11 protein-coding genes and 1 pseudogene are annotated in these 18,475 nt (G+C 69.3%); 5 read left to right on the top strand and 7 right to left on the bottom strand.

Going from position 1 to position 18,475, the window contains the following annotated elements; genetic code table 11:
- Positions 1-93 precede the first annotated feature (93 nt).
- From AB0I51_RS44835 to AB0I51_RS44805, 7 genes are all read right to left on the bottom strand, one after another.
- Positions 94-1,353 carry a UvrD-helicase domain-containing protein gene (locus AB0I51_RS44835; RefSeq protein WP_362984692.1) on the bottom strand — a complete coding sequence of 420 codons (1,260 nt, stop codon included), beginning with the start codon at positions 1,351-1,353 and terminating at the stop codon, positions 94-96.
- Positions 1,350-3,227, bottom strand: coding sequence for an AAA family ATPase (locus tag AB0I51_RS44830; protein ID WP_362984690.1), 1,878 nt, complete (start codon positions 3,225-3,227; stop codon positions 1,350-1,352). The genes AB0I51_RS44835 and AB0I51_RS44830 overlap by 4 nt, the downstream gene beginning before the upstream one ends.
- 189 nt (positions 3,228-3,416) lie before the next feature.
- A complete protein-coding gene (locus tag AB0I51_RS44825) occupies positions 3,417-4,484 on the bottom strand; it encodes a hypothetical protein (RefSeq protein WP_362984688.1) in 1,068 nt (355 codons plus the stop codon).
- Positions 4,485-4,599: 115 nt separating this feature from the next.
- On the bottom strand, positions 4,600-5,745 hold the full coding sequence (locus AB0I51_RS44820; protein ID WP_362984686.1) for an ATP-binding protein: 1,146 nt from the start codon (positions 5,743-5,745) through the stop codon (positions 4,600-4,602).
- Positions 5,746-5,780: 35 nt separating this feature from the next.
- Positions 5,781-8,006 carry a transposase gene (locus tag AB0I51_RS44815; protein WP_362984684.1) on the bottom strand — a complete coding sequence of 742 codons (2,226 nt, stop codon included), beginning with the start codon at positions 8,004-8,006 and terminating at the stop codon, positions 5,781-5,783.
- Positions 8,003-8,665, bottom strand: a complete 663-nt coding sequence (locus AB0I51_RS44810) for a TnsA-like heteromeric transposase endonuclease subunit (RefSeq protein ID WP_362984682.1) — start codon at positions 8,663-8,665, stop codon at positions 8,003-8,005. The genes AB0I51_RS44815 and AB0I51_RS44810 overlap by 4 nt, the downstream gene beginning before the upstream one ends.
- A gap of 246 nt (positions 8,666-8,911) precedes the next feature.
- Positions 8,912-9,928, bottom strand: coding sequence for a TniQ family protein (locus AB0I51_RS44805; protein ID WP_362984680.1), 1,017 nt, complete (start codon positions 9,926-9,928; stop codon positions 8,912-8,914).
- A 225-nt stretch (positions 9,929-10,153) separates the two neighbouring features.
- Here AB0I51_RS44805 and AB0I51_RS44800 point away from each other — a divergent pair, with 225 nt between their 5' ends.
- From AB0I51_RS44800 to AB0I51_RS44780, 5 genes and pseudogenes are all read left to right on the top strand, one after another.
- Positions 10,154-12,469, top strand: a complete 2,316-nt coding sequence (locus tag AB0I51_RS44800; protein ID WP_362984678.1) for a Helicase associated domain protein — start codon at positions 10,154-10,156, stop codon at positions 12,467-12,469.
- A gap of 299 nt (positions 12,470-12,768) precedes the next feature.
- A pseudogene (locus tag AB0I51_RS44795) lies at positions 12,769-12,981 on the top strand (sigma factor); the annotation flags it as partial.
- A gap of 129 nt (positions 12,982-13,110) precedes the next feature.
- Complete coding sequence (locus AB0I51_RS44790) at positions 13,111-15,213, top strand: helix-turn-helix domain-containing protein (RefSeq protein WP_362984676.1); 2,103 nt, start codon at positions 13,111-13,113, stop codon at positions 15,211-15,213.
- Between the two features lie 6 nt (positions 15,214-15,219).
- Positions 15,220-15,774 (top strand): XRE family transcriptional regulator, encoded by a 555-nt coding sequence (locus AB0I51_RS44785; protein ID WP_362984674.1) that lies wholly within the window; start codon positions 15,220-15,222, stop codon positions 15,772-15,774.
- Positions 15,775-16,655: 881 nt separating this feature from the next.
- Positions 16,656-18,446, top strand: coding sequence for an IS481 family transposase (locus AB0I51_RS44780; RefSeq protein WP_362984672.1), 1,791 nt, complete (start codon positions 16,656-16,658; stop codon positions 18,444-18,446).
- Positions 18,447-18,475 lie beyond the last annotated feature (29 nt).

Here is an 18,475-nt window from a genome sequence, read left to right as displayed (position 1 = left end):
CGTTCTCTCATGCCCGCGACCGCACCCGAACCTCCGTCCAGATGATCACCCGCGCCGCATTACCTCGAACGAGATCCGGTTTGCCACAACGCACTAACCGAACAGGGCGCGCACGGCGATCGCGCAGGCGCGGGCCAGATCGTCGCCGGAGGCGCCCGGGGTGTGGGCGACGGTGCGGGCCCACGCCAGGCTGGTGATCGCGTTGGTGTTGGGCTTCTCCCGGCTGATGCCCGGCAAGGTGGCGTACTTGTAGGCGGTCACCAGGCAGTCCTGGGCCGGGACGGCGTACTCCTCGGTGAGCGTGCGGAAGGCGTCGACGATGCCAGTGCCGGTCGGGGCGTGGATGTGGCGGCTGCCGGTAGCGGCGAACAGGGTGGGCAGCAGCAGGACGGGGATGTTGTCGTCGCGCATCACGGACGTGTCCGGAGGGCGCTGCCCCGTACGCAGGGTGGCCGCCAGCCGGCAGATGACGGGGGAGCTGCGCCAGTTGCCGGTCAGGCGGTGCGGGGTGGGGGACAGGCGGGCCGCGAAGGCCCCGAGTGCCTGGGGTTCGGCGCCCCGCCAGGCATAGATGGCCTGGTCCGGGTCACCGACGAGGACCAGCGGCAGGCCGGCGTCGTGCAGCAGCTGGAGGATCGCCAGGTCGGCGGCGGAGCAGTCCTGCGCCTCGTCGACGATGATTTCCGCGAACCGGGATTGCAGCGGCGGCAGCAACGCGGCGGCGGCTTCGGCGTTGCGCAGGTTCCACAGGGCCACGGCCCGTACCTCGTGACCGGTGAAGTACCCCTGCTCGCACCATGACTTGCGGGTGGCGAGGATCTTCTCCTCCCACACCGAGCGGCTGCAGGAGCTGGCGTCGATGAGCTGGCGGGTGTCGTAGTCGAGTTTGTCCCAGGCCACCTTCCCGTGCGCCGAGTTGTGCGAGGGGTCCAAAGTCATATGGAAGCGGTGCAGAGAGATCTCCCGGTCCACGCCTTCCACCAGGGCCTTGACGCTTGCCCATGATTCCAGCAGGCGGGGCACCGGATCGGCTTTCCGTAGCGGCTTGACCAGGAACTCCCATAAGAACGAGTCCAGCGTGCCGATGAAGTGCGGCGCCTGGACCAAATCAGCGCGGCCCGCCTGGCGGCAGCGGCGGGTCATCTGATCCCGCGCCACCCGGGTGAACGAGATCAAGGCCCGGCCCTTGCGTAGCAGCCGCCGGGGCGACTGCAGATGCCGACTGGTGATCACATAGGTCTTGCCCGCGCCAGGGCAGGCGGGCACGAAGGCAGGCGCGGTCACGGTCACGGCGGCCTGCTGCTGCGCCTCAGCGGCCTCCCGCAGCGCCCTCTTCTGCTCCGCACTCGTCACGGCGCACCCACCGCCGGGGAGTTGGCGTCAGAAGCGGTGATGAAGCGGATGGCATCCTCGAGATAGGCGGGCACGGTGAACGGCACCGTCTGGTCAGCCAGCACGTCGGCGAGCTGCTGCGCGAACTCTCCCTTGGAGACAGGGGTTCCCTTCGCGAGCTCGCCATCCGCCCCGGTGACGGTACGGCTGGTCTTCGGCACGAACAGCTCCCCGAACGCCAGCGCGGGATCGTCCGCCTGCACGACCTGCTCCCAGCGCTCCTGCGAGCGCGGCGCACAGCGGATGAACGCCGCCCGCAAGGCGGTGACGTTGCCGTCCGACCACAGGGCCGGCTCCAGCGTCCGCGGTGCTGCGGCCAGGTGCAGCACGCCCGGAGAATGCCAGCGTTGCGGCAGCTCCCGCAGGGACTGAAGCCGTGGAGGATCCGGCTGTCCGGGCGCCACGTCCGTGTCGGTGATCAGCGCCACCCGCCGTCCCAGACAGATGCCGTCGACGGGCGCCAGCAGCACCCGCAGATAGACCTCGAACCCGACACCGTCGACGATCACCCGGGTGGTGCCGAAGAATCGCTCCACCGCTTCGAACGCCTCCCGCTTCACCGCCGCATCGACGGCCTCGTCGGCGGCCAGGACCCGCTCGGCCATCGCCGGCAGCAGCAGAAGCTCGGAAATGCCCTCCACCAGGATCGCCCGTGAGGCGAACAGCAAGGCACTCTTCGTGGCATCCAGATAACGGTCCAGATGCCGCACCCGGCTCGGGCTCAACTGCAGCCTGGGGATGGGCAACGGCCGGGCCTGCCAGCCGTCCGACAGCTCGCCCGGACAGCGCGCCATCACCACCAGGTCCTCTACGCTGGCCGCGGCCGACAGGATGGGGGAGTGGGTGGTGACCACCACCTGCAGATGCCCGGCCGGCTCCGCTGGATCGCCCGCAGGCTGGCGCCGCGAGGCCCGCGCCCGCTGCTGCAGATACCGCAGCAGCAGAGTCTGCAGCTGCGGGTGGAGGTGCGCCTCGGGCTCCTCCACCAGCAGCACCGTCAGGTCGGCCTCGGCCGCCGCGTCCAGCTCCGCCATCACCGTGGCAATGAACAGCGTGTTGGCATACCCCAGCCCCGACGCCGACAGCGGAAACGGCTGCGCGGAGGCATCACCCAACAGCACCCGCAGCGACCGGGCAATCGACGCGAACGTGGGCTCGGCCAGAGCCAGTTCACTTTGCTGGGGATGCGCACCGACCGTCAGGTCCCGCAGCGGTTCGTTGATCTTCTCTCCGACCCTCACCACATCCGGGTCCGCGGCCACCTTCTTCAGCTCGCTGCCGATCCGCTCGACGAAGGCATCGACCTGCTCGTCGTCCCCCAGCAGCCCGCGCAGGATCATCCGCACCCGATCCCCGCCGGCCGAGGCCAACTCCCGCTCAGCATCACGCAGCGCCGGCAGATAGACATGCCGCACACCACCCCGCGCGGCAGGCTCACCCGTGACCGGAAGGCCCGCGCCCTGCGCCCAGACGGTGCTGCCGCGCCGTCGGCCCGTCTGCGGCGGCGTCCAAGACACCTGCCACCGCGCGGTACGGCTCTCGGGCGTCCCCTCAGGCAGCAGCGCCTCCAGATACGCGCCGCTCTGCTGCGGGCTGATGGCGGTCACGTCCAGCTGCAGACTGGGGCCGCCCTGTTCAGTGGCCGCGGTGAGGACGTCGGCCTCCTCGAAATAGCGCATCCGCCGCCCGTCCAGAGGATCCGTGAGCAGACGCACTGCATCGATCACACTCGACTTGCCCGCGTTGTTCTCCCCGACCAGGACCGTTACTTCCGGCCGCAGCGGCATCAGGACCCGCTCGCACGACCGGAACCTCTCCACCAGCACCTCAGACACGTACACCGCCCGCCCCCCGTCCCCGACACGTCACCCTGAGCGATGATGATCAGCAGACGATGGTAAGCGGAATATGCCCCGCATGCGGGCGTGTGCAGAATTCGCCGTGGACCGACGCGCCCTCTTCCCCCAAGTCCATCCCCACCGCGCCGCGTCCGGTGACGGCCGCCGGCGGGCGGGTGCCCGCGATCAGAACTCGTCGTCGTCGGGATCGGTGAGCAACCCGAGTTCTGGATCGTAGAGCAGCGGGGAGCGCACATAGCCGTTGTGGAACTGCCAGCCCTGGCGCAGCACCGCCCTGACCGGCGCGAACGCGAGGTTGCCGACCCTGCTTCCCGCGCCGAGCGTCGCTACTGCGGTCTGCCGTGGTTCGAGAAAGGGGATCTCCACGATCAGGCGGTGCCCGAGATCCGGCACATAGACGTGCCACGGCACCAAGGGCGCCGGAAGGGACCCCGGGTAAGGCCGCTCCTCCATGACCGTTCCGTCCAGCTGAAGCTGGCGGCGCAGGATCTGCGCCAGCCCCGGCCGCTCGCCGCCACGGGCTGGGATCACGCGGTGCACCGGCCGGGACTCCACACCCGTGCGGCCCAGGTGCCCGCGGATGTCCTGGCCGGGAGCCACGGATTCGCGGTACACCAGCAGTCCGCAGGAGATCGCCATCCACGTGAACAGCAAGGCACGAAACCGCAGGTGCTCCAGCTGGGCAGGGTCATCGGCCTGCACCGGCCAGAAATCGGGCTCGGCGTAGACCTCCTCGTGGAAGGTCAGCCCGCCGTGGACCATCAGCATGCTCGGCACGGTGATGCCGGCGCGCACACAGGCTGCCGTATCCGTCCACCAGGACCACCAGGTGCCGCCACCGTAGGAGGGCCCCCAGGACACGGCCCGCAGCACCACACCCCTCTCGATGCATACCGGCGGTTCTTCCCACACCATCAGCCCAGATGGGGAGGGCACGATGCTGGCGATCTGGGCGATGCACGGGATGCCCGTCAGGTCGGTGACGCTCTCGGCGGCTTCCCGGGTGATGTAGAACAAGTCCGCTTTGCGCAGCCGGCGGCATTCCGCGTTGGCGAGGGCGGCGGCCTGATCCTCCGCCCGCTCAAGCGCTGCCACAGCGGGCGGCATCAAGAAGGTCACCCCCTCCTTGCGCAACATGTCCGCCCACATCTGGGGCGCGTTGCCGCGCAGGAAGTCCAGCGTCTGCAGCCACAGGGCATGGACATCCTGGATGCCGGTCCGATCCACGCTCATAGCGGGTGTCCTCAAAGGGGATGCAGGCGAAAGCGGGCTGTCATGCGCTGGCACCGTGCCGAAGTCCTGCACGCAGCCGACGGCGGGCGGTGCGCGGCCCAAGTGCGCAGTCCGGTCAGTTCCGGGGCAGGATCTCTTCGCGGCCGATGCGGACGGCCTCCAGGTGCTTGCGGGTGATGTCCTCTGTGCCGTCGAGGATCGCGTTGACGGCGGCGCCGCAGATGAGCTGGGACAGGTGCAGGAAGTAGCCGCCGGTCCGATCGTGCAGATACCCCGCATGCTGGGTGAGCACGTCTTTGCTCAGCTTACGCATGCGCAGGTTCTTCTCGTAGCCCTTGAGCACGGCCAGGAAGGGGGCCTGGCCCTCGGCGTCGTCGCTCCAGGGCAGCGGGTCTACCCAGGTGACCGGCAGCAGACTGCGCACGTTCTGCTCCTTGGCCAGTGCTGCATTCAACTGGGCGGGGGTGGCCCCCGGCTGCAGCCGCTGGTGGGCGGTCCACAGGGCGTCGTCGCGGCGGTCGCAGCCTTTGCGGGCAGCCTGGACGATGTCGGCCGCACCGGTGCCGCAGAAGACGGTGGTGATCCCCAGCCGGGTGCGCAGGTAGTCGAAGTAGTGCAGGATCGGGCCAAGCTGGCTGGGGGAGACCCGCTGGATGTCGTCGACCAGCAGCAGGCGGGTCTGCTTTCGCTCCATGACGGTGTGCACGGGTAGGGACAGGTCGGGGATGCGGCGCAGCTGACGGGCTTCCGCCTCGCTCTTGGGCTCGGGTGTCAGGGCAAGGAAGGAAGCGATCTCCCATATCCAGTTGAGTTTGTTCTCCGGATCGTGCGGGACGGTGATGTGCACGACCGGGACCCGGTCGCTGAAATGCTTTTCGACCCTGCGCTGCAACTCCCGGCCGATGAGCCGCAGCAGGTACGTCTTGCCGGTGCCGGCCGGGCCGTCGATCACCATGTCCAGCAGACCCTCGTACCGGTTGCGGTTGACACCGAAGGTGCCTTGGGCCCGCAGCAGGCAGTCCTTCAGGAACGCGGTGTCGATCATCAGTAGATGACGGTGATAGTCCACCCGCGGGTCGTCCTCGTCGACTTCTACGTCCGCAGGAGCGCAGTCCTCCAGGTCGGGTGGATTGAACTCGGTGCGCACATACCGTTCCCAGCCTTCCCAGGAGAAGATCCACGAGGGCAGGGGCGGCGCGGTGCGTACCAGGTGGGCGATCTCGTCCCGGGCCTCGGATGCGGCGGGCACGGTGGTCTTCATTCAGCTCTCCTCGGCGGGTGAAGCGAGAGGCGGGGTCATGCGGGCGCTGCGGTGCTGGCCGGTGGCGGGTCGTCATCGGCGTCGGCTGGTGCAAATGAGGGCAGGGTGTAGCGGCCGTTGTCGACATCCCGGGCCGGCACGGGCAGCGAGGGGGCGGCGGGAACGGTGTCGGGGTCCAGCGGCGTGGCCGACGCCCCGGAGTCGGATGTGTCGCCGGTCCCCAGGCGGATCACGCCGCGGAACGGCAGCCGAGGCTCGGCCGCCTGCTGGGCGGTCGGCCCGCGGCGGGTGCGGCGGTGGCGCTCCTTCACGGCCAGGGTGATGGCCACCTCGTCCTCGCGGCTGCCCCCGCTCAGCGCCCGTTCCTCGGCGGCGTCCTGCCATTGGTAGTGCGTCCACGGCAGGTCGGCCAGCATGTGCCGGTAGAGGAACTCCACCGGGATCCACCTGCCGCTCAACCGGTGGTCATACAGCCAGGCGACGTTGGGATAGTAGGGGTTGTAGCGGGCCTCCCACCGGCCGTTCTTGTGCGTGAGACCGGAGCCGAGGCCCTCCAGTTCCCGCAGCCGCCCATCCAGCGACCGGTAGGTACGGTTCTCGATCCGGACGCCCTTGTCGGTGACCGTGACCCAGGCCGGCACCAGCAGCCTGCGGTTGTCCTCGGCCGACAGCTGCCGGGGCCGGTAGCCGTAGCCCGCCACCAGCCGGTCGTACATCTGGTTCGGGGACAGCACCATCCCCGGATACAGAGGGCTGCGCAGCCCCTCGTGCGGCTGCTGCTGGTAGTCGAGCGCCACCCATTCCTCGGCCGCGGCCTGCATCTGGTTGAGGCTGAACAGGCGCTGGCGTTCGACCCCGTAGCCGCGCTGCTCGAAACTGCGGCCCGTCCAGCCCTTCACGTACTGGCCGCAGGTGTCAGCGAAGCCGTGGAAGAAGGCCTCGGCCAGCGGTTTGTCGGTAGGCGTGTCCTTGCGGGCGTATTCGATGCTGATGCCCAGGAAGCTGCACACCATCTTGAAGTGCTCGCTCAGATACGGGCTTCCCTGGTCGATGACGATGGTCCGCGGGTGGATGACCGGGCGGGCCGCGACGGCCTCGGCGAAGCGGGCGTCGGCCGCACACAGTTGACCGTAGGGCAGGGCCGAGTTTCGGGCTGCGGTCAGCGGGTCCCAGCCGGGCCGCATGGGCAGCGGGGCGAAGCACTGCGCCAGCAGCAGCACCAGATCGAATGCCTTGGTGGCGCGGCCGCCGATGCGCCTGCCGGGCGGCCCCTCCCCGGTCACCACGGGAACGATCATGAGAGCCATACAGGAGCGGGAGGCGACATCGATCGCGGCGGTCAGCTCGGCGGAGACGGCGCGGCCGTCATCCCCGATCGCCTTGATCTTCAGCGGGGACGTGTCGATCTGCACCAGCTGCCCCGGCCGCAGTGCCACCGACGGCGTGTACGGGCGTGGCGGTTTGCTGGCCTCGCGCGAGCGCCGGCGGGTGGTCTTCTTCAACTGCTCGGTCAGCCCGAGTTCCTGCATCCGGGTGTAGAACGTCGAGCGGGGCAGCAGCAGCCGTTCCGCTTCCCGCGGATCCTTCAGTTCCCGGCGGTAGCGCTGATGAACGAGGGTTTCGACGTCCTCGTACACACGGTTGACCCGGCCGCCGGACTCGCGGGCATGACGGGCGGTGACCTCGTGCATCAGTGCGATGACCCGCTTGTCGGTACGGCCGCCCGGGTCGGGGGCACGGGTCTTGCGGCCGTCGTGCAGCAGCACCAGCGGATTCTCGTCGGCGTCCTTCCAGGTCCGGCGCCGGTCGTCCAGCGCCCGCCAGCTGAACTCCATGCCGGCGGCGGCGAGTTCGGCCGACTTGGTCTGGCAGCGCTGCTTGAAGGTGGTGGTGTCCGGGTCGTAGCCGGGACGTGCCGTCGTGCAGCCGGGCCGCAGCCCGCTCTGGAGCTCCTTCATGTGCTCGTGCCACCACAGGGCCTTCTCGCGCTCTGCCGGGGTGACAGCCTCCAGCAGTTCGCCCAGCGCGGGCAGGTGCTTGCGGGCCACGGCCTGCCCGTCCGCGTCGAGGACGGCGAAGTCCGGGGCGCTTTCCACCTCCCGCCACAGCGTGTCCACCGGTGCCTCGCCGCCCGACTGCGGCTGCAGGGTGATCTGCCGCCCCTTGAAGGCGCTGACCTCCCACAGTGCGCCGCGCCAGCGCACCAGATCGCCCAGGCAGACCTGGTCGGTCTCGAACCAGCCCGACACCGCGCCCGTCATCGCCACCTCCTCGCCACCCAGACGGGGGAGAAGGGCAGCAGTGGCCGGCCCCAGTCGATGTCCAGGAGGCGGCGCCAGATCAGCCGGTACACATGGTCGCGGCCGAGGCACTCGGGCACACCGCTGGCCAGCACGCCCTCGTTCAGCGGCCGCGGCCGCCGAAACGCGGCCAGCAGAGCCCGCTCATGCGCCTGATCGCAGACCGCAGGCTGCCGGAAGTCCGCCACCAGCAGCAGATTCTCCCGCCGCACCCCGTGCGGCACCGTGCGCAGGCACACGCTCCAGCCGGCCTGAGCGGCGACCTCACGCAGGGCGGCCAGACGTTCGCGCCACTGCGGCCCCATCCGGTGCGGAGCGAGCACCACGGCCTGACGCTGCTGGTCACGGGTCAGGGCGATGAAGTCAGGCCGCCACCGGTGCCGGATACGGCCCTCCTCCCAGTGCAGTTCGACCGGCTCCCCGGCGAACCGACTGATGGCGGGATCGAAGTCCAGCTCGGCGGCTACATACGAGCGCCGCTTGGACCCGCACACCACCAGCGTGCCCGTCGTCGCCGACCACCAGTCGCAGAGCTTGCCCTGCCGGCCATGGTGGGCGACCGGAGCCGTGGGGGGCTGGCGCTCCTCCAATGACACCCCCCACAGGGCCTCCGGCGTCACACACGTCAAACTCCCAACATCGTTGAGATGCCACGCCTTCACATCGCGCATCCGGGCCCTCCCTCCGCGTCTGCCGGCCGGAGCCCGTCACCCGACCCGGGACGTGCCGCCAGCCTGGCCGTCTGCCGTACGCAGCAGTCAGCACACCCAAGAGGTCATCACTCGAACGGGTGACGGCCTCTTGACGGCTCGCGGCTTTCGCATCGGAATCAACTCACCTGCCTGATAGGCAAGTTACCCAAGGTGTCACAGCATGCAGGAGCGCTCGGGCAGCGAACCGGACGGCTCGGCGAGCCGGCTGTGCCCCACGGCCAGCACCCGCCGACGCCGACGCTGCCGACCGTCGTCTGGCGCGAAGGGGCTCGCAGCGGGCCGGGCATGGTGATCCAGCCACTGCACCAGCTCGCCCAGGCCCTCACTGCCCTCCAGCCCCCAACCGTCCATCAGCTGCTGCACCTGCTCCACCCACACCTCCCGCGCAGCCCGCGAACGCGCGCCCTCCTGCTCGTAGCGCAGCATCTCCCGCGCCAACTGGACGGCCTCCGGATAGATCACCAGCGGCCCCGTGCGTAGCTCGCGCGCCTCCAGGGCCACCCTCCAGGCCCGCTGCGTCCAGCTCCACACGTCGCCGCCCATCCGTGCCCACCAGCACGCCACCACCTGGAAGCCGTCGGCGAACAATTCCGCTCCCGCCGTACCGAAACGGCGCTCCAGCTGCAGCCGGTCGGCGTGGGCACGCACCACCTCCGGCAGCCCTTCCAGGGGCACCACGTACGGACCCTGGCCGCGATGATTGTCGGTGAACCGCCGGTGGCGCAGGCATACCCGCCACTGATCCGGCCACAGCAGCCACGCCGCCTCATCCACGCCCCGGGCACCGGCGCACAGATCGCAGCAGCGCACCACATACCCCGTCCCTTCCCGGACCTTGAACGGCCACTCCCAGCAGGCCGGATCATCTCCCGATAGCAGAAAACGATCTTGGAGGCTGGTCAGGGCCAGCTGCAACTGGTGAGGAGTCCGGCCGGACAGCACCGCCAAGTTGTCCAGTGCTTCCCGGTTGACGTACAGCTCCGCCAGCGACGGAAGCCGGGGATTGACCGGCTGGCGGCCTGTACCCACCCGGTCCAAAAACATCCCCAACTCCAGGCCGTGCGCATGCGCCAGGCGATTGGCGAACGACCCGGTCGACTCGTCGGCCAGGCGAGGCACGGAGTCCTTCAGTCGCCGCTGCGGCCCCCATACGGCCGCCCTGTCTGCCATCACATCTCCCGCGTCACTGGCGCCTCGGCCCGGCCGCACTGCCGCGACGACCAGGCCCAGGGCGCGACGAAACTTCCGTATCCCAGTCCCGACCGTGCATGAGCACAAGCCCCCATCACCCGTTCGAGTGAAGCGCGGGCGTCTGTGCATCGCAGACAGTCAGGCCCCTCTTCCACCCTCGAAACGGATCCCGACTGCCTTGCACGGCCCGAAAGGAGCACGGTCATGGCCCAGTTACCCCCGTTGCGCACCCCGCTGCGCCCCTTCCAGCAGCAGGCGGTCGACAACTGCATCACCGAATTCGTCCTCGGCGCCCCCCGCGCCCGCATCGACGCCCCCTGCGCCAGCGGCAAGACCCTCATCGCCCTGCACATCGTCAACCGCATGGCGCCCACAGGCACCTCCGTCACGATCGTGCCCACCCTGGAACTGCTCGAGCAGACCGCCCTCTACTGGCATAAAGAAGGCCGCCCCGGCCGCTACCTGGCCCTGTCCGGAGACCAATACCTGCCCAGGAGCCCGGCCCTGCGCGGCATCCTGACCGCCGTCACCGATTCCGCCACACTGGCCGCCGAGATATCCCAGGCCGACGGCCCGGTCAACGTCTTCGCGACCTATCACTCGCTGGGAAAGATCGCCGACGCCCACCGGCTGTTCCACACGCCGCCATGGGACATCCTCGTCTGCGACGAGGCCCACCGCTCGGCAGGCAACCTCAACAAGCCCTGGGCCCAACTGCTGGACGCCCACCGGATCTTCGCCCACCACCGGCTCTTCACCACCGCCACCCCCCGCAACTTCCAGCCCATCCCGGGCCAGGACCTCCCCGTCGACATCGAGGTCGCCTCGATGGATGACCTCAACCTCTACGGCCCGGTCGTCTTCCGCCTCTCTATGGCCGACGCCATCGACCAGGGCCTGCTCGCCGACTACCGCATCGTCGCCGTCGACGTGGACGACGCCGACGTGCGCGCCATCCTCAACCGCAACCCGATGCTCGCCGCCGACTCCGAAGGCCTGCGCGTGGCGGCCGCCCAAGTCGCCCTGCTGCGCGCCATGCACGAACACGATCTACGGCGCGTCCTTGTCTTCTGCCCCCGCATCAAGGTCGCCGAGGCCTTCGCCGAAACCCTTTTGGAAACGGCCGCCCTGATGCCCAAGCGGATGCAGGGCCCGCTCCAGGTCGGCACCGTCAACAGCGCACAGAGCCGGTACGAGCGGCTCACCGCCGTCAACGCCTTCAAAGAAGCATCCCTGACCTCCAGCGACAAGAAGCCGCTGCGGGCCGTCCTGACCAACTGCGCGATCTTCACCGAAGGCGTCGACGTCCCCGCCATCGACGCCGTACTGTTCACCAGCCCCAAGACCAGCACCTATCAGATCGTCCAGGCCGTCGGCCGCGCCCTGCGCCCGCTGCCCGGCCAGGCCAAGGTCGCCCACATCATCGTCCCCATCTACAAGGCCCCCGACCAGGACCTCGCCGATGCCGCCAAAGGCACCCCTTTCCACACCCTCTACCAGGTCCTGTTCGCCCTCTCGCTCTACGACGAGCACGTCTTCCACCGCGTCTACGCCCTGCGCCACTCCAGCAGCAACCCCCTGCACCCCGCCGCCCTCCCCGAACGCGCCGACGAACTCGTACCCCTACTCAGGCTCTACGCCGAAGACCCTCACAACAGCATCTGGGAACTCGGCCTGGAAAGCGCCCGGCGCTACCGCGAGAAGCACGGCCACCTCAAAGTGCCCAGCACCTACTGCGGCCCCGACCGCTTCTACCTCGGGTGGTGGCTGGGCAACCAGCGCTCCCTGCGCATGAACCACAGTCTCAAACCCGAACGCATCGAGGCTCTCGACGCTCTGGACATGATCTGGGAACACCCCCGCAGCAGCATCGAACACCGTTTGAACATCGCCCGTGCCTACCACGCCCGGCACGGCCACCTCGTGCCCGTCCGCGAGGAACGCTTCGGCGGCACCGGCATCGGCCGTTGGATGAGCACCTTCCGCACGAAGGCCCGCCGGGGCCAACTGCCCGACTGCTACCAGCGCGCCCTCAACGACATCAACCCCTGGTGGAACGCCGGCTGGGACGATGACGGGCGCTGGCGGCGCAGCTACGCACGCGCCCTCGCCGCCGCCCGCCGCGGCGAACTCACCTTTCCCGACCTCGCCCCCGACCAGGACGACTCACCGCTGGAGTCCTGGCTCGATGAACAACTGCGGGCCCTGCCCAGCCTCAGCCGCGACCAGCACAATCTCCTCGGGGCGCTGCCACTGCACCACCCCCTCGCCTTGCTGCTGCGACCGCCCCGCAGCCAGAGCGAACGCGCCTTCGCCCACGGCCTGCGCTACGCCCACGCCTTCTGGCGGGCCAATCAGAACCTCAATGTCCCCTACAGACACGTCATCTGGGACCGCGGCCGCTCCTTCCGCTTAGGGGAATGGCTCTCCGACAAACGACTCCGGCCCTACTACCTGACCCGCGAACAACTCGACGCACTCGAAGCACTCGACATGCGCTGGACCCGTACGCCGGCATAAGGTGCGGCCCCGGCGCCGGCGTTCAGCACACCAGGCCGCTGCGACGCGAGGCCCAAGACAACCCAGCCGGTTCATGAAACGGCCTCGTTGTACGTCGTTGGCCCATAGACCGATGCCGATCACGGCCGGCCGGCATGCACTCGCGTGCCGTGGCTCAGCAGCCTTCCCTGCCGCCTCCGCCGAGGGACACACTGGCCCAGCGCGTATGGGACTCCTACCGCAGCCTGTCCGGATGGAACCGGCCTACATACTGGCCCGCGAAGAAGGGACTGCCCGGGGTACTGCTCTTCGCAGCCAACGCGGAGCCGTGCAACAAGCTGGTCCGTATGCACCTGCCGCTCGTCGAGCACCTCGCGCGCCGTTTCCGCAGCCGCGGCAAGCCGCCGGACGACCTCACACAGGTCGCCACCATAGGCCTGATCAAGACGGTCGACCGCTTCGACCCAGACCCAGGAGCACGGCCGTCCGCCCACGGTCCACGAGAAGGAAGCCTGCTGGCCAGCCTTGAGTGAGGGCACTCGTTTCGCCGCTAGGACCACCACCGGACGCCGCCGATGGCTACCCAGCCCTGGTGCGCTATGTATGTTTTGCGTGCGATCCAATGTTCGTTTCGGGTAGGGTGGGGAAAGGAGGTGGCTCTTGTGCCCAACGAGCAGAGTGGGCTTTTCGCGTCCGTCGACGCCCTGCTGGAGCAGGCGGCAGCGGAATCCCTGCCGGATCCCGCCGAACGCAAACGGCTGCGCGAAGCCGCAGGCCTGAGTCAGGACCAGGTCGCGAAGGCGCTGGATGTGCGGCGGGAGACGGTGACCGGCTGGGAGGCGGGCCGCACCGAGCCACGCCCTCCCAGACGGGCTGCCTACATCCGTCTTCTCGACGGCCTCGCCGACCGCTTCCCCGCCCCCGAGTCGCTCTCCGGCTCGGCGTCGGGACCTGGCACCAGCCCGACGGTCATCTCGCAGCCGCAAGCGCCCACATCACCCGTCGTGCCTGCCGGGGGCCAGGCAGCCCCGGTTCGGCCGCCGGTGACGGCGCGCCGGCCGACGATCGAGAAGCCGGCAGCCCTGGCTACCGGGGACGCGCGCTTCGCCAACGGGCCGCTCGCCGTTGTCGATGGTGACGGCTCGGCGTACTGCACCGGCGGCCTGGTCCTCGACTGCCCGCTCACCGATCTCCCCACGCTGGTCGAGTGGACGCTGCGCGAGGCGCAGCTGGGCGCTGCCCGCCTGCACCGCTCGGGCAAGGACGCCGACCCGTTGATCGTGCTGACCGTGTCTGCCGTCCAACGTCTTGGCCTGCCGCCCGTGCTGGAGGACCGGCGCGGCCTGCGCCTGCCCGACGACCACCCGGCGCTGCAACAACTCGCCTCGACGCAATGGAAGCTGACGAAACGGGGTTTCGGCCCGTGGGCGCGGGTCTACCGCACGGCCGACAGCACACGCCGCCAGTGTGTGCAGTTCGCCGTCGTCCCCTGGGGTGCGCTCGACACCCGCTCCTGGGGGAGTGCGCACCAGCTGCAGCCGGCCGAACTCGCCCGCCTGCTCGGTACGTACGCCACCCGCGTACTCACCCCGTGCGGCTCCACTGCCGTCACCGGACTGGAACTGATGACCGCGCTGCGCCCGCCGACCCGCGCGGTCAAGGACCCTGCCACCGGCAACTGGGTGTCCGGGGCCATGCCCGGCTCGCTGAGCGAAGCGGTGGAGTGCGCCCCGCCCGAGGCCCCCGACGGGCATCCGGCTGTCGCCGCCCTGTATCCCCGCTTCCACCAGCGCACCCCCGACCAGGTGCTGGACGAGGAGGCCTACCAGTGGGCGAGGCCACTCACGGACGAGGAATGCATGAAGCCCTACGTCGTCGGCATCGACGTCAACATGGCCTTCGCCGCGGCCGCCAACCGGCTGACCGTCGGCCTGTCCGCCCCCGTCCCCGTCCACCGCCCGGTCTTCGACGCGAAACTGCCCGGCTCCTGGCTGGTCGACCTCTCCCACATCAGTTTCGACGAGCGCCTGCCCAGCCCGTTCACCCCGCACGGCGAACGCCCCCAGGGGCCGGCCTGGTACGCGACCCCCACCGTCGCCTACGCCGTCGAACTCGGCTACCCGGTCACCCCTATTGAGGCCTACCTGCGCTATGAGCACGGCCCCTACCTGGACGCCTGGTACACCCGGCTGCGCGACGCCTACGTCGCCACCATGGTCGATCTCGGCGTCGCCCCGGGCATGCCGGAGGAACAGTTCCTGGCCGCGATGGCCGGCTACCAGCAGAGCGATCCCGTCCTTGCCGCGGTGCTCAGCGCCATCAAGGCCACCGTCAAGGGCGGTATCGGCAAACTGCGCGAGCGGGCCCGCAGCGGTGGCTGGCGGCCGGGCGAGGCGTGGCCCGCCCTGGCCCGCCCGACCTGGCGCCCCGACATCCGCGCCGCTGTCATCGCCAGCGCCCGCACCAACATGCACCGCAAGATGCTCAAGCTCGCCACCCATGCGGACCTGTATCCGGTCGCGATCCTCTCCGACTGCGCTGTGTACGCCTCCGACGGCCCCACCCCCCTCGACTTCCTGCCCTACCAGGACGGCAAGCCGCTGCCCGGAGGCTTCCGGCTCGGCGTCTCACCCGGGATGGTCAAGCACGAGGGCACCCAGAGCGTGCTGTGGGCCGAGGGCCTGCTCGAGGAACACGGCCCGGACATGAACATCGCCCGGCACATCAAGACCGGCACCGTCTCCGGCCCGGACGAAGGGGAGTAGGCACCGATGGGCATCCTCGCCGACAGCCTCGACAAGGCCGACGCCGCACACGTCACCCGCCCCCTGCCGAAGTCGGCCCAGAAGCAGATGCAGTACCTGGTCAAGCAGACCAAGGGCACCAGGGCCGCAGCCGACCTGCTCGGCGTCACCCAGCGCACCGTCGAGCGCTACCTCGCCGGCCAGCTCAAGCAGCCCCGCCGCGACCTCGCGGACCGGCTCGCCGGTGAGGTCCGCAAACGGTGGCAGCCCCGCGTGCGGGAGAGGGCGAAAAAGCAGGCCGCCACGACCGGCGGCATCGTCATCGACACCCGGGCACGCTTCGGATTCACCGCGGCCCCGGGCACCACCGACGACCCGCGGTTGCGGCCCATCACCCAAGGCCTGCCCCCGGCCTACGCCGCACGGCTCTTCGACGCGCACGCCGCCGGAGCCGCCGAGCAACAGCTCCAGGACATCGTGGCTGAAGGACTCCAGGAGATCTACTTCAAGGACCGCGGCCGGCGCGCGCATGATCTGCTGGTGGACTTTACCGACATCGACTACCTCGACGTCGACTACTGAGCCCCGGTGCATGGAACGGGCTGGGGCGGTGCTTGTGACTGAGCGCTTGATTTGGCCCTGGTCGCGTTTCCGTGATGTCCACGCCAGAAGGGCAGCCCGCGTCCATGCCCGGAGCTGACGTGCCGGGTCAGTCGGTCTCGTACGTCCGCCCCCCCAGGTCAGTGGAGTGCGGCATGGGAGATCCTGGCAGTGGTCAGATGTGGGTGGTCGGGGGCCAGATCGGACGTCATGTCCGACAGCAGAGTGGACAGGAGTGTGCGGGCGCCATCGCGACCGCCGCTGTGTGCCAGGACGAGGGCGAGCTGGCGTCGCGTGCCCAGGGTGTGCGTGTGGCCAGGCCCCAAGGGTGGCCTGCCGTTCGTCGGCGATATCGGCCAGATCGCGGGCGGCCCGTTCCCAGTCGCCTGCTTCCCCCTGGAACTGGGCGAGGGCTGAACGTACGGCGAGGGTGTGGGGGTCGCGGATCCCGAGAATCGTCCGGGGCTCGACGAGCAGGCCGTTTACTGTAACTGGGGCGACGAGCAGACCGTGAGTTGCGACGTCGCTTGCCGACCGACTCGGTGGTCAGTCCCGCCCATCCAGGAGGGCGCGTACTGCCTAGCGCACGCCGTGGCGCTCTCTGCCTCAATGAGTCCCGGGAAATCGACTGCACTCGGTGACGAGTTGGCCGTCCACCGGGAGCCGATATGGCCACGGGTCGAGACCCGCTCGGCCACGTACCTGGACTTTCCGGTGGCCACCCACAGGCCGCCGCGCAGAAAGGGGCCTGGTGTGGTGTGTGGCCTCAGGAGATAGATGACAGAAGAGTCTCGGGAGAGGCTTGATGGGTGTATCAGGACATTCTTGACGATGTCTTAACTGATCCTCGATCATGAACCGTTGTGAACAATGAGGATGAATCAGGGCAGCGTGGCCCTGCATGGCTCGTCGAGCAGCGGTACCGGGCGGTGCTTGAAGTGCTCGACGGCTCGCCGGTCAGCGAAGTGGCCGTCCGGTACGGCGTGTCACGCCAGACGGTCTACACGTGGAAGTCGAAGCACGAGGCCGAGGGGCTCGGAGGGCTGAGAGAGAAGTCCCGGCGCCCGCGCACCAGCCCGACCCGGCTTCCCTCCGAGGTGGAGGCTCTGGTGTGTGAGATGCGCAGGGCGAACCCCCGCTGGGGTGCCCGCCGCATCGCCTTTGAGGTGGCCCGGACCGGCACTGGTGCTGCACCATCGCGGGCGACGGCCCACCGGGTCTTGGTACGCAACGGGCTCATCCGGCGCCAGGAGCAGAAACACCGCCGTAAGTACAAGCGGTGGCAGCGCGAGACGCCCATGCACCTGTGGCAGATGGACCTGGTCGGCGGGATCTTCCTGGCCGACGGCCGCGAGTGCAAGATGCTTACCGGGATCGACGATCACTCCCGGTTCGTCGTCGTCTCCACGGTCCTGGCGGTGCCGTCCGGCCGGGCCGTCGCAGACGGGTTCGTGCGCGCGATGCGGACCTACGGGGTTCCGGCCGAGGTCCTCACCGACAACGGCAAGCAGTTCACCGGGCGCTTCACGAAGCCCCGGCCCGCCGAGGTGCTGTTCGAGCGCGTCTGCCGGGAGAACGGCGTCACCGCCAAGCTGATCAGACCGTACTCACCGACTACGACAGGGAAGATCGAGAGGTGGCATCAGACCCTGCGCCGTGAACTGCTGGACGTCTCCGGCCCGTTCGCCGATCTGCCCGCGGCCCAGGCCGCGGTCGATGCCTGGGTGCACACCTACAACACGGCCAGGCCCCACCAGGCCCTCGACATGGCCACCCCCGCCAGCCGGTTCCGGCCGAACCCGCCGCCGGAACCGACAGTGGTCGCCATTCCGGCCCCCGCCGGGGAAGCGTCCATCGAGATCGAGCCTGCGGCGCCGGTCGCCATGCTGATTCCGGTCTCGGCGCCGGCGATGGAGTTCGAGACGGTCGTCGCAGCCAGTGGCTGGGCCGGCGTGCTGCCCCGCGTTCAGCGGGTCAGGCTCGGCAAGGAACATGCGGGGCGCCGCGCACGGATGTGGGCCGACGAGCACACGGTCCACATCGTCATCGACGGCGAGCTGGTCAGGAGCGTTGCGTCGTGTCTCGACGCCGGCAACCTGCACGAGCTCTCGATGCGCGGGGCCGTCCGGGCAGGACCTCCACCGGCGGCCCCGGCCGCGGGCCGGCTGGGTCACCTGGAGCCCGGCACGGTGATCGAGGTTGACCGGAAGATCGACCTGAGCGGTGTTACCAGCATCGGCAATACCAAAGTGACAGTTGGATACGAACTCGCCAGCCAGCGCGTGACGTTGCGTCTGGACGGGCACCTGATGCACGTCGTGCACGACGGCGTTCTCGCCAAGACCCTGCCCGCACCGATCGACGCCGAACAACGAACCGGGCTTCGCGGCGCCAGAGTCGTCACCAGCGAACTACCCGCACCCGCAGCCGGGGCAGTCCATGTCGAGCGCAAGGTCCCCGCCGACGGCGTCATCATGGTCGCCCGCCAACGGCTACGCGTCGGCCGCACCTACGCCGGAGAGATCGTCACCGTCCACGTTGAGGACACCTACTTCCGCATCACCTTGAACGGCGCTGACCTCTCACTTCACCCGCGCAAAACCCAGCACCCAGTCACCCGGTTCAGAGCAAAGATCCACGCACCGAAACTCTGAGCACGCCAAGACCGCGTGTTCTACGTTGA

The sequence above is a fragment of the Streptomyces sp. NPDC050549 genome, from assembly GCF_040655035.1.
Lineage (GTDB): Bacteria > Actinomycetota > Actinomycetes > Streptomycetales > Streptomycetaceae > Streptomyces.
This window is presented reverse-complemented; position numbering and strand designations above follow the sequence as displayed.

What these genes read in the sequence shown, in the direction of transcription:
- AB0I51_RS44825 (WP_362984688.1), bottom strand. Translation starts at nt 4,484, where the DNA reads ATGAGCGTGGATCGGACCGGCATCCAGGATGTCCATGCCCTGTGGCTG.
- AB0I51_RS44820 (WP_362984686.1), bottom strand. Translation starts at nt 5,745, where the DNA reads ATGAAGACCACCGTGCCCGCCGCATCCGAGGCCCGGGACGAGATCGCC.
- AB0I51_RS44815 (WP_362984684.1), bottom strand. Translation starts at nt 8,006, where the DNA reads ATGACGGGCGCGGTGTCGGGCTGGTTCGAGACCGACCAGGTCTGCCTG.
- AB0I51_RS44805 (WP_362984680.1), bottom strand. Translation starts at nt 9,928, where the DNA reads ATGGCAGACAGGGCGGCCGTATGGGGGCCGCAGCGGCGACTGAAGGAC.
- AB0I51_RS44800 (WP_362984678.1), top strand. Translation starts at nt 10,154, where the DNA reads ATGGCCCAGTTACCCCCGTTGCGCACCCCGCTGCGCCCCTTCCAGCAG.
- AB0I51_RS44785 (WP_362984674.1), top strand. Translation starts at nt 15,220, where the DNA reads ATGGGCATCCTCGCCGACAGCCTCGACAAGGCCGACGCCGCACACGTC.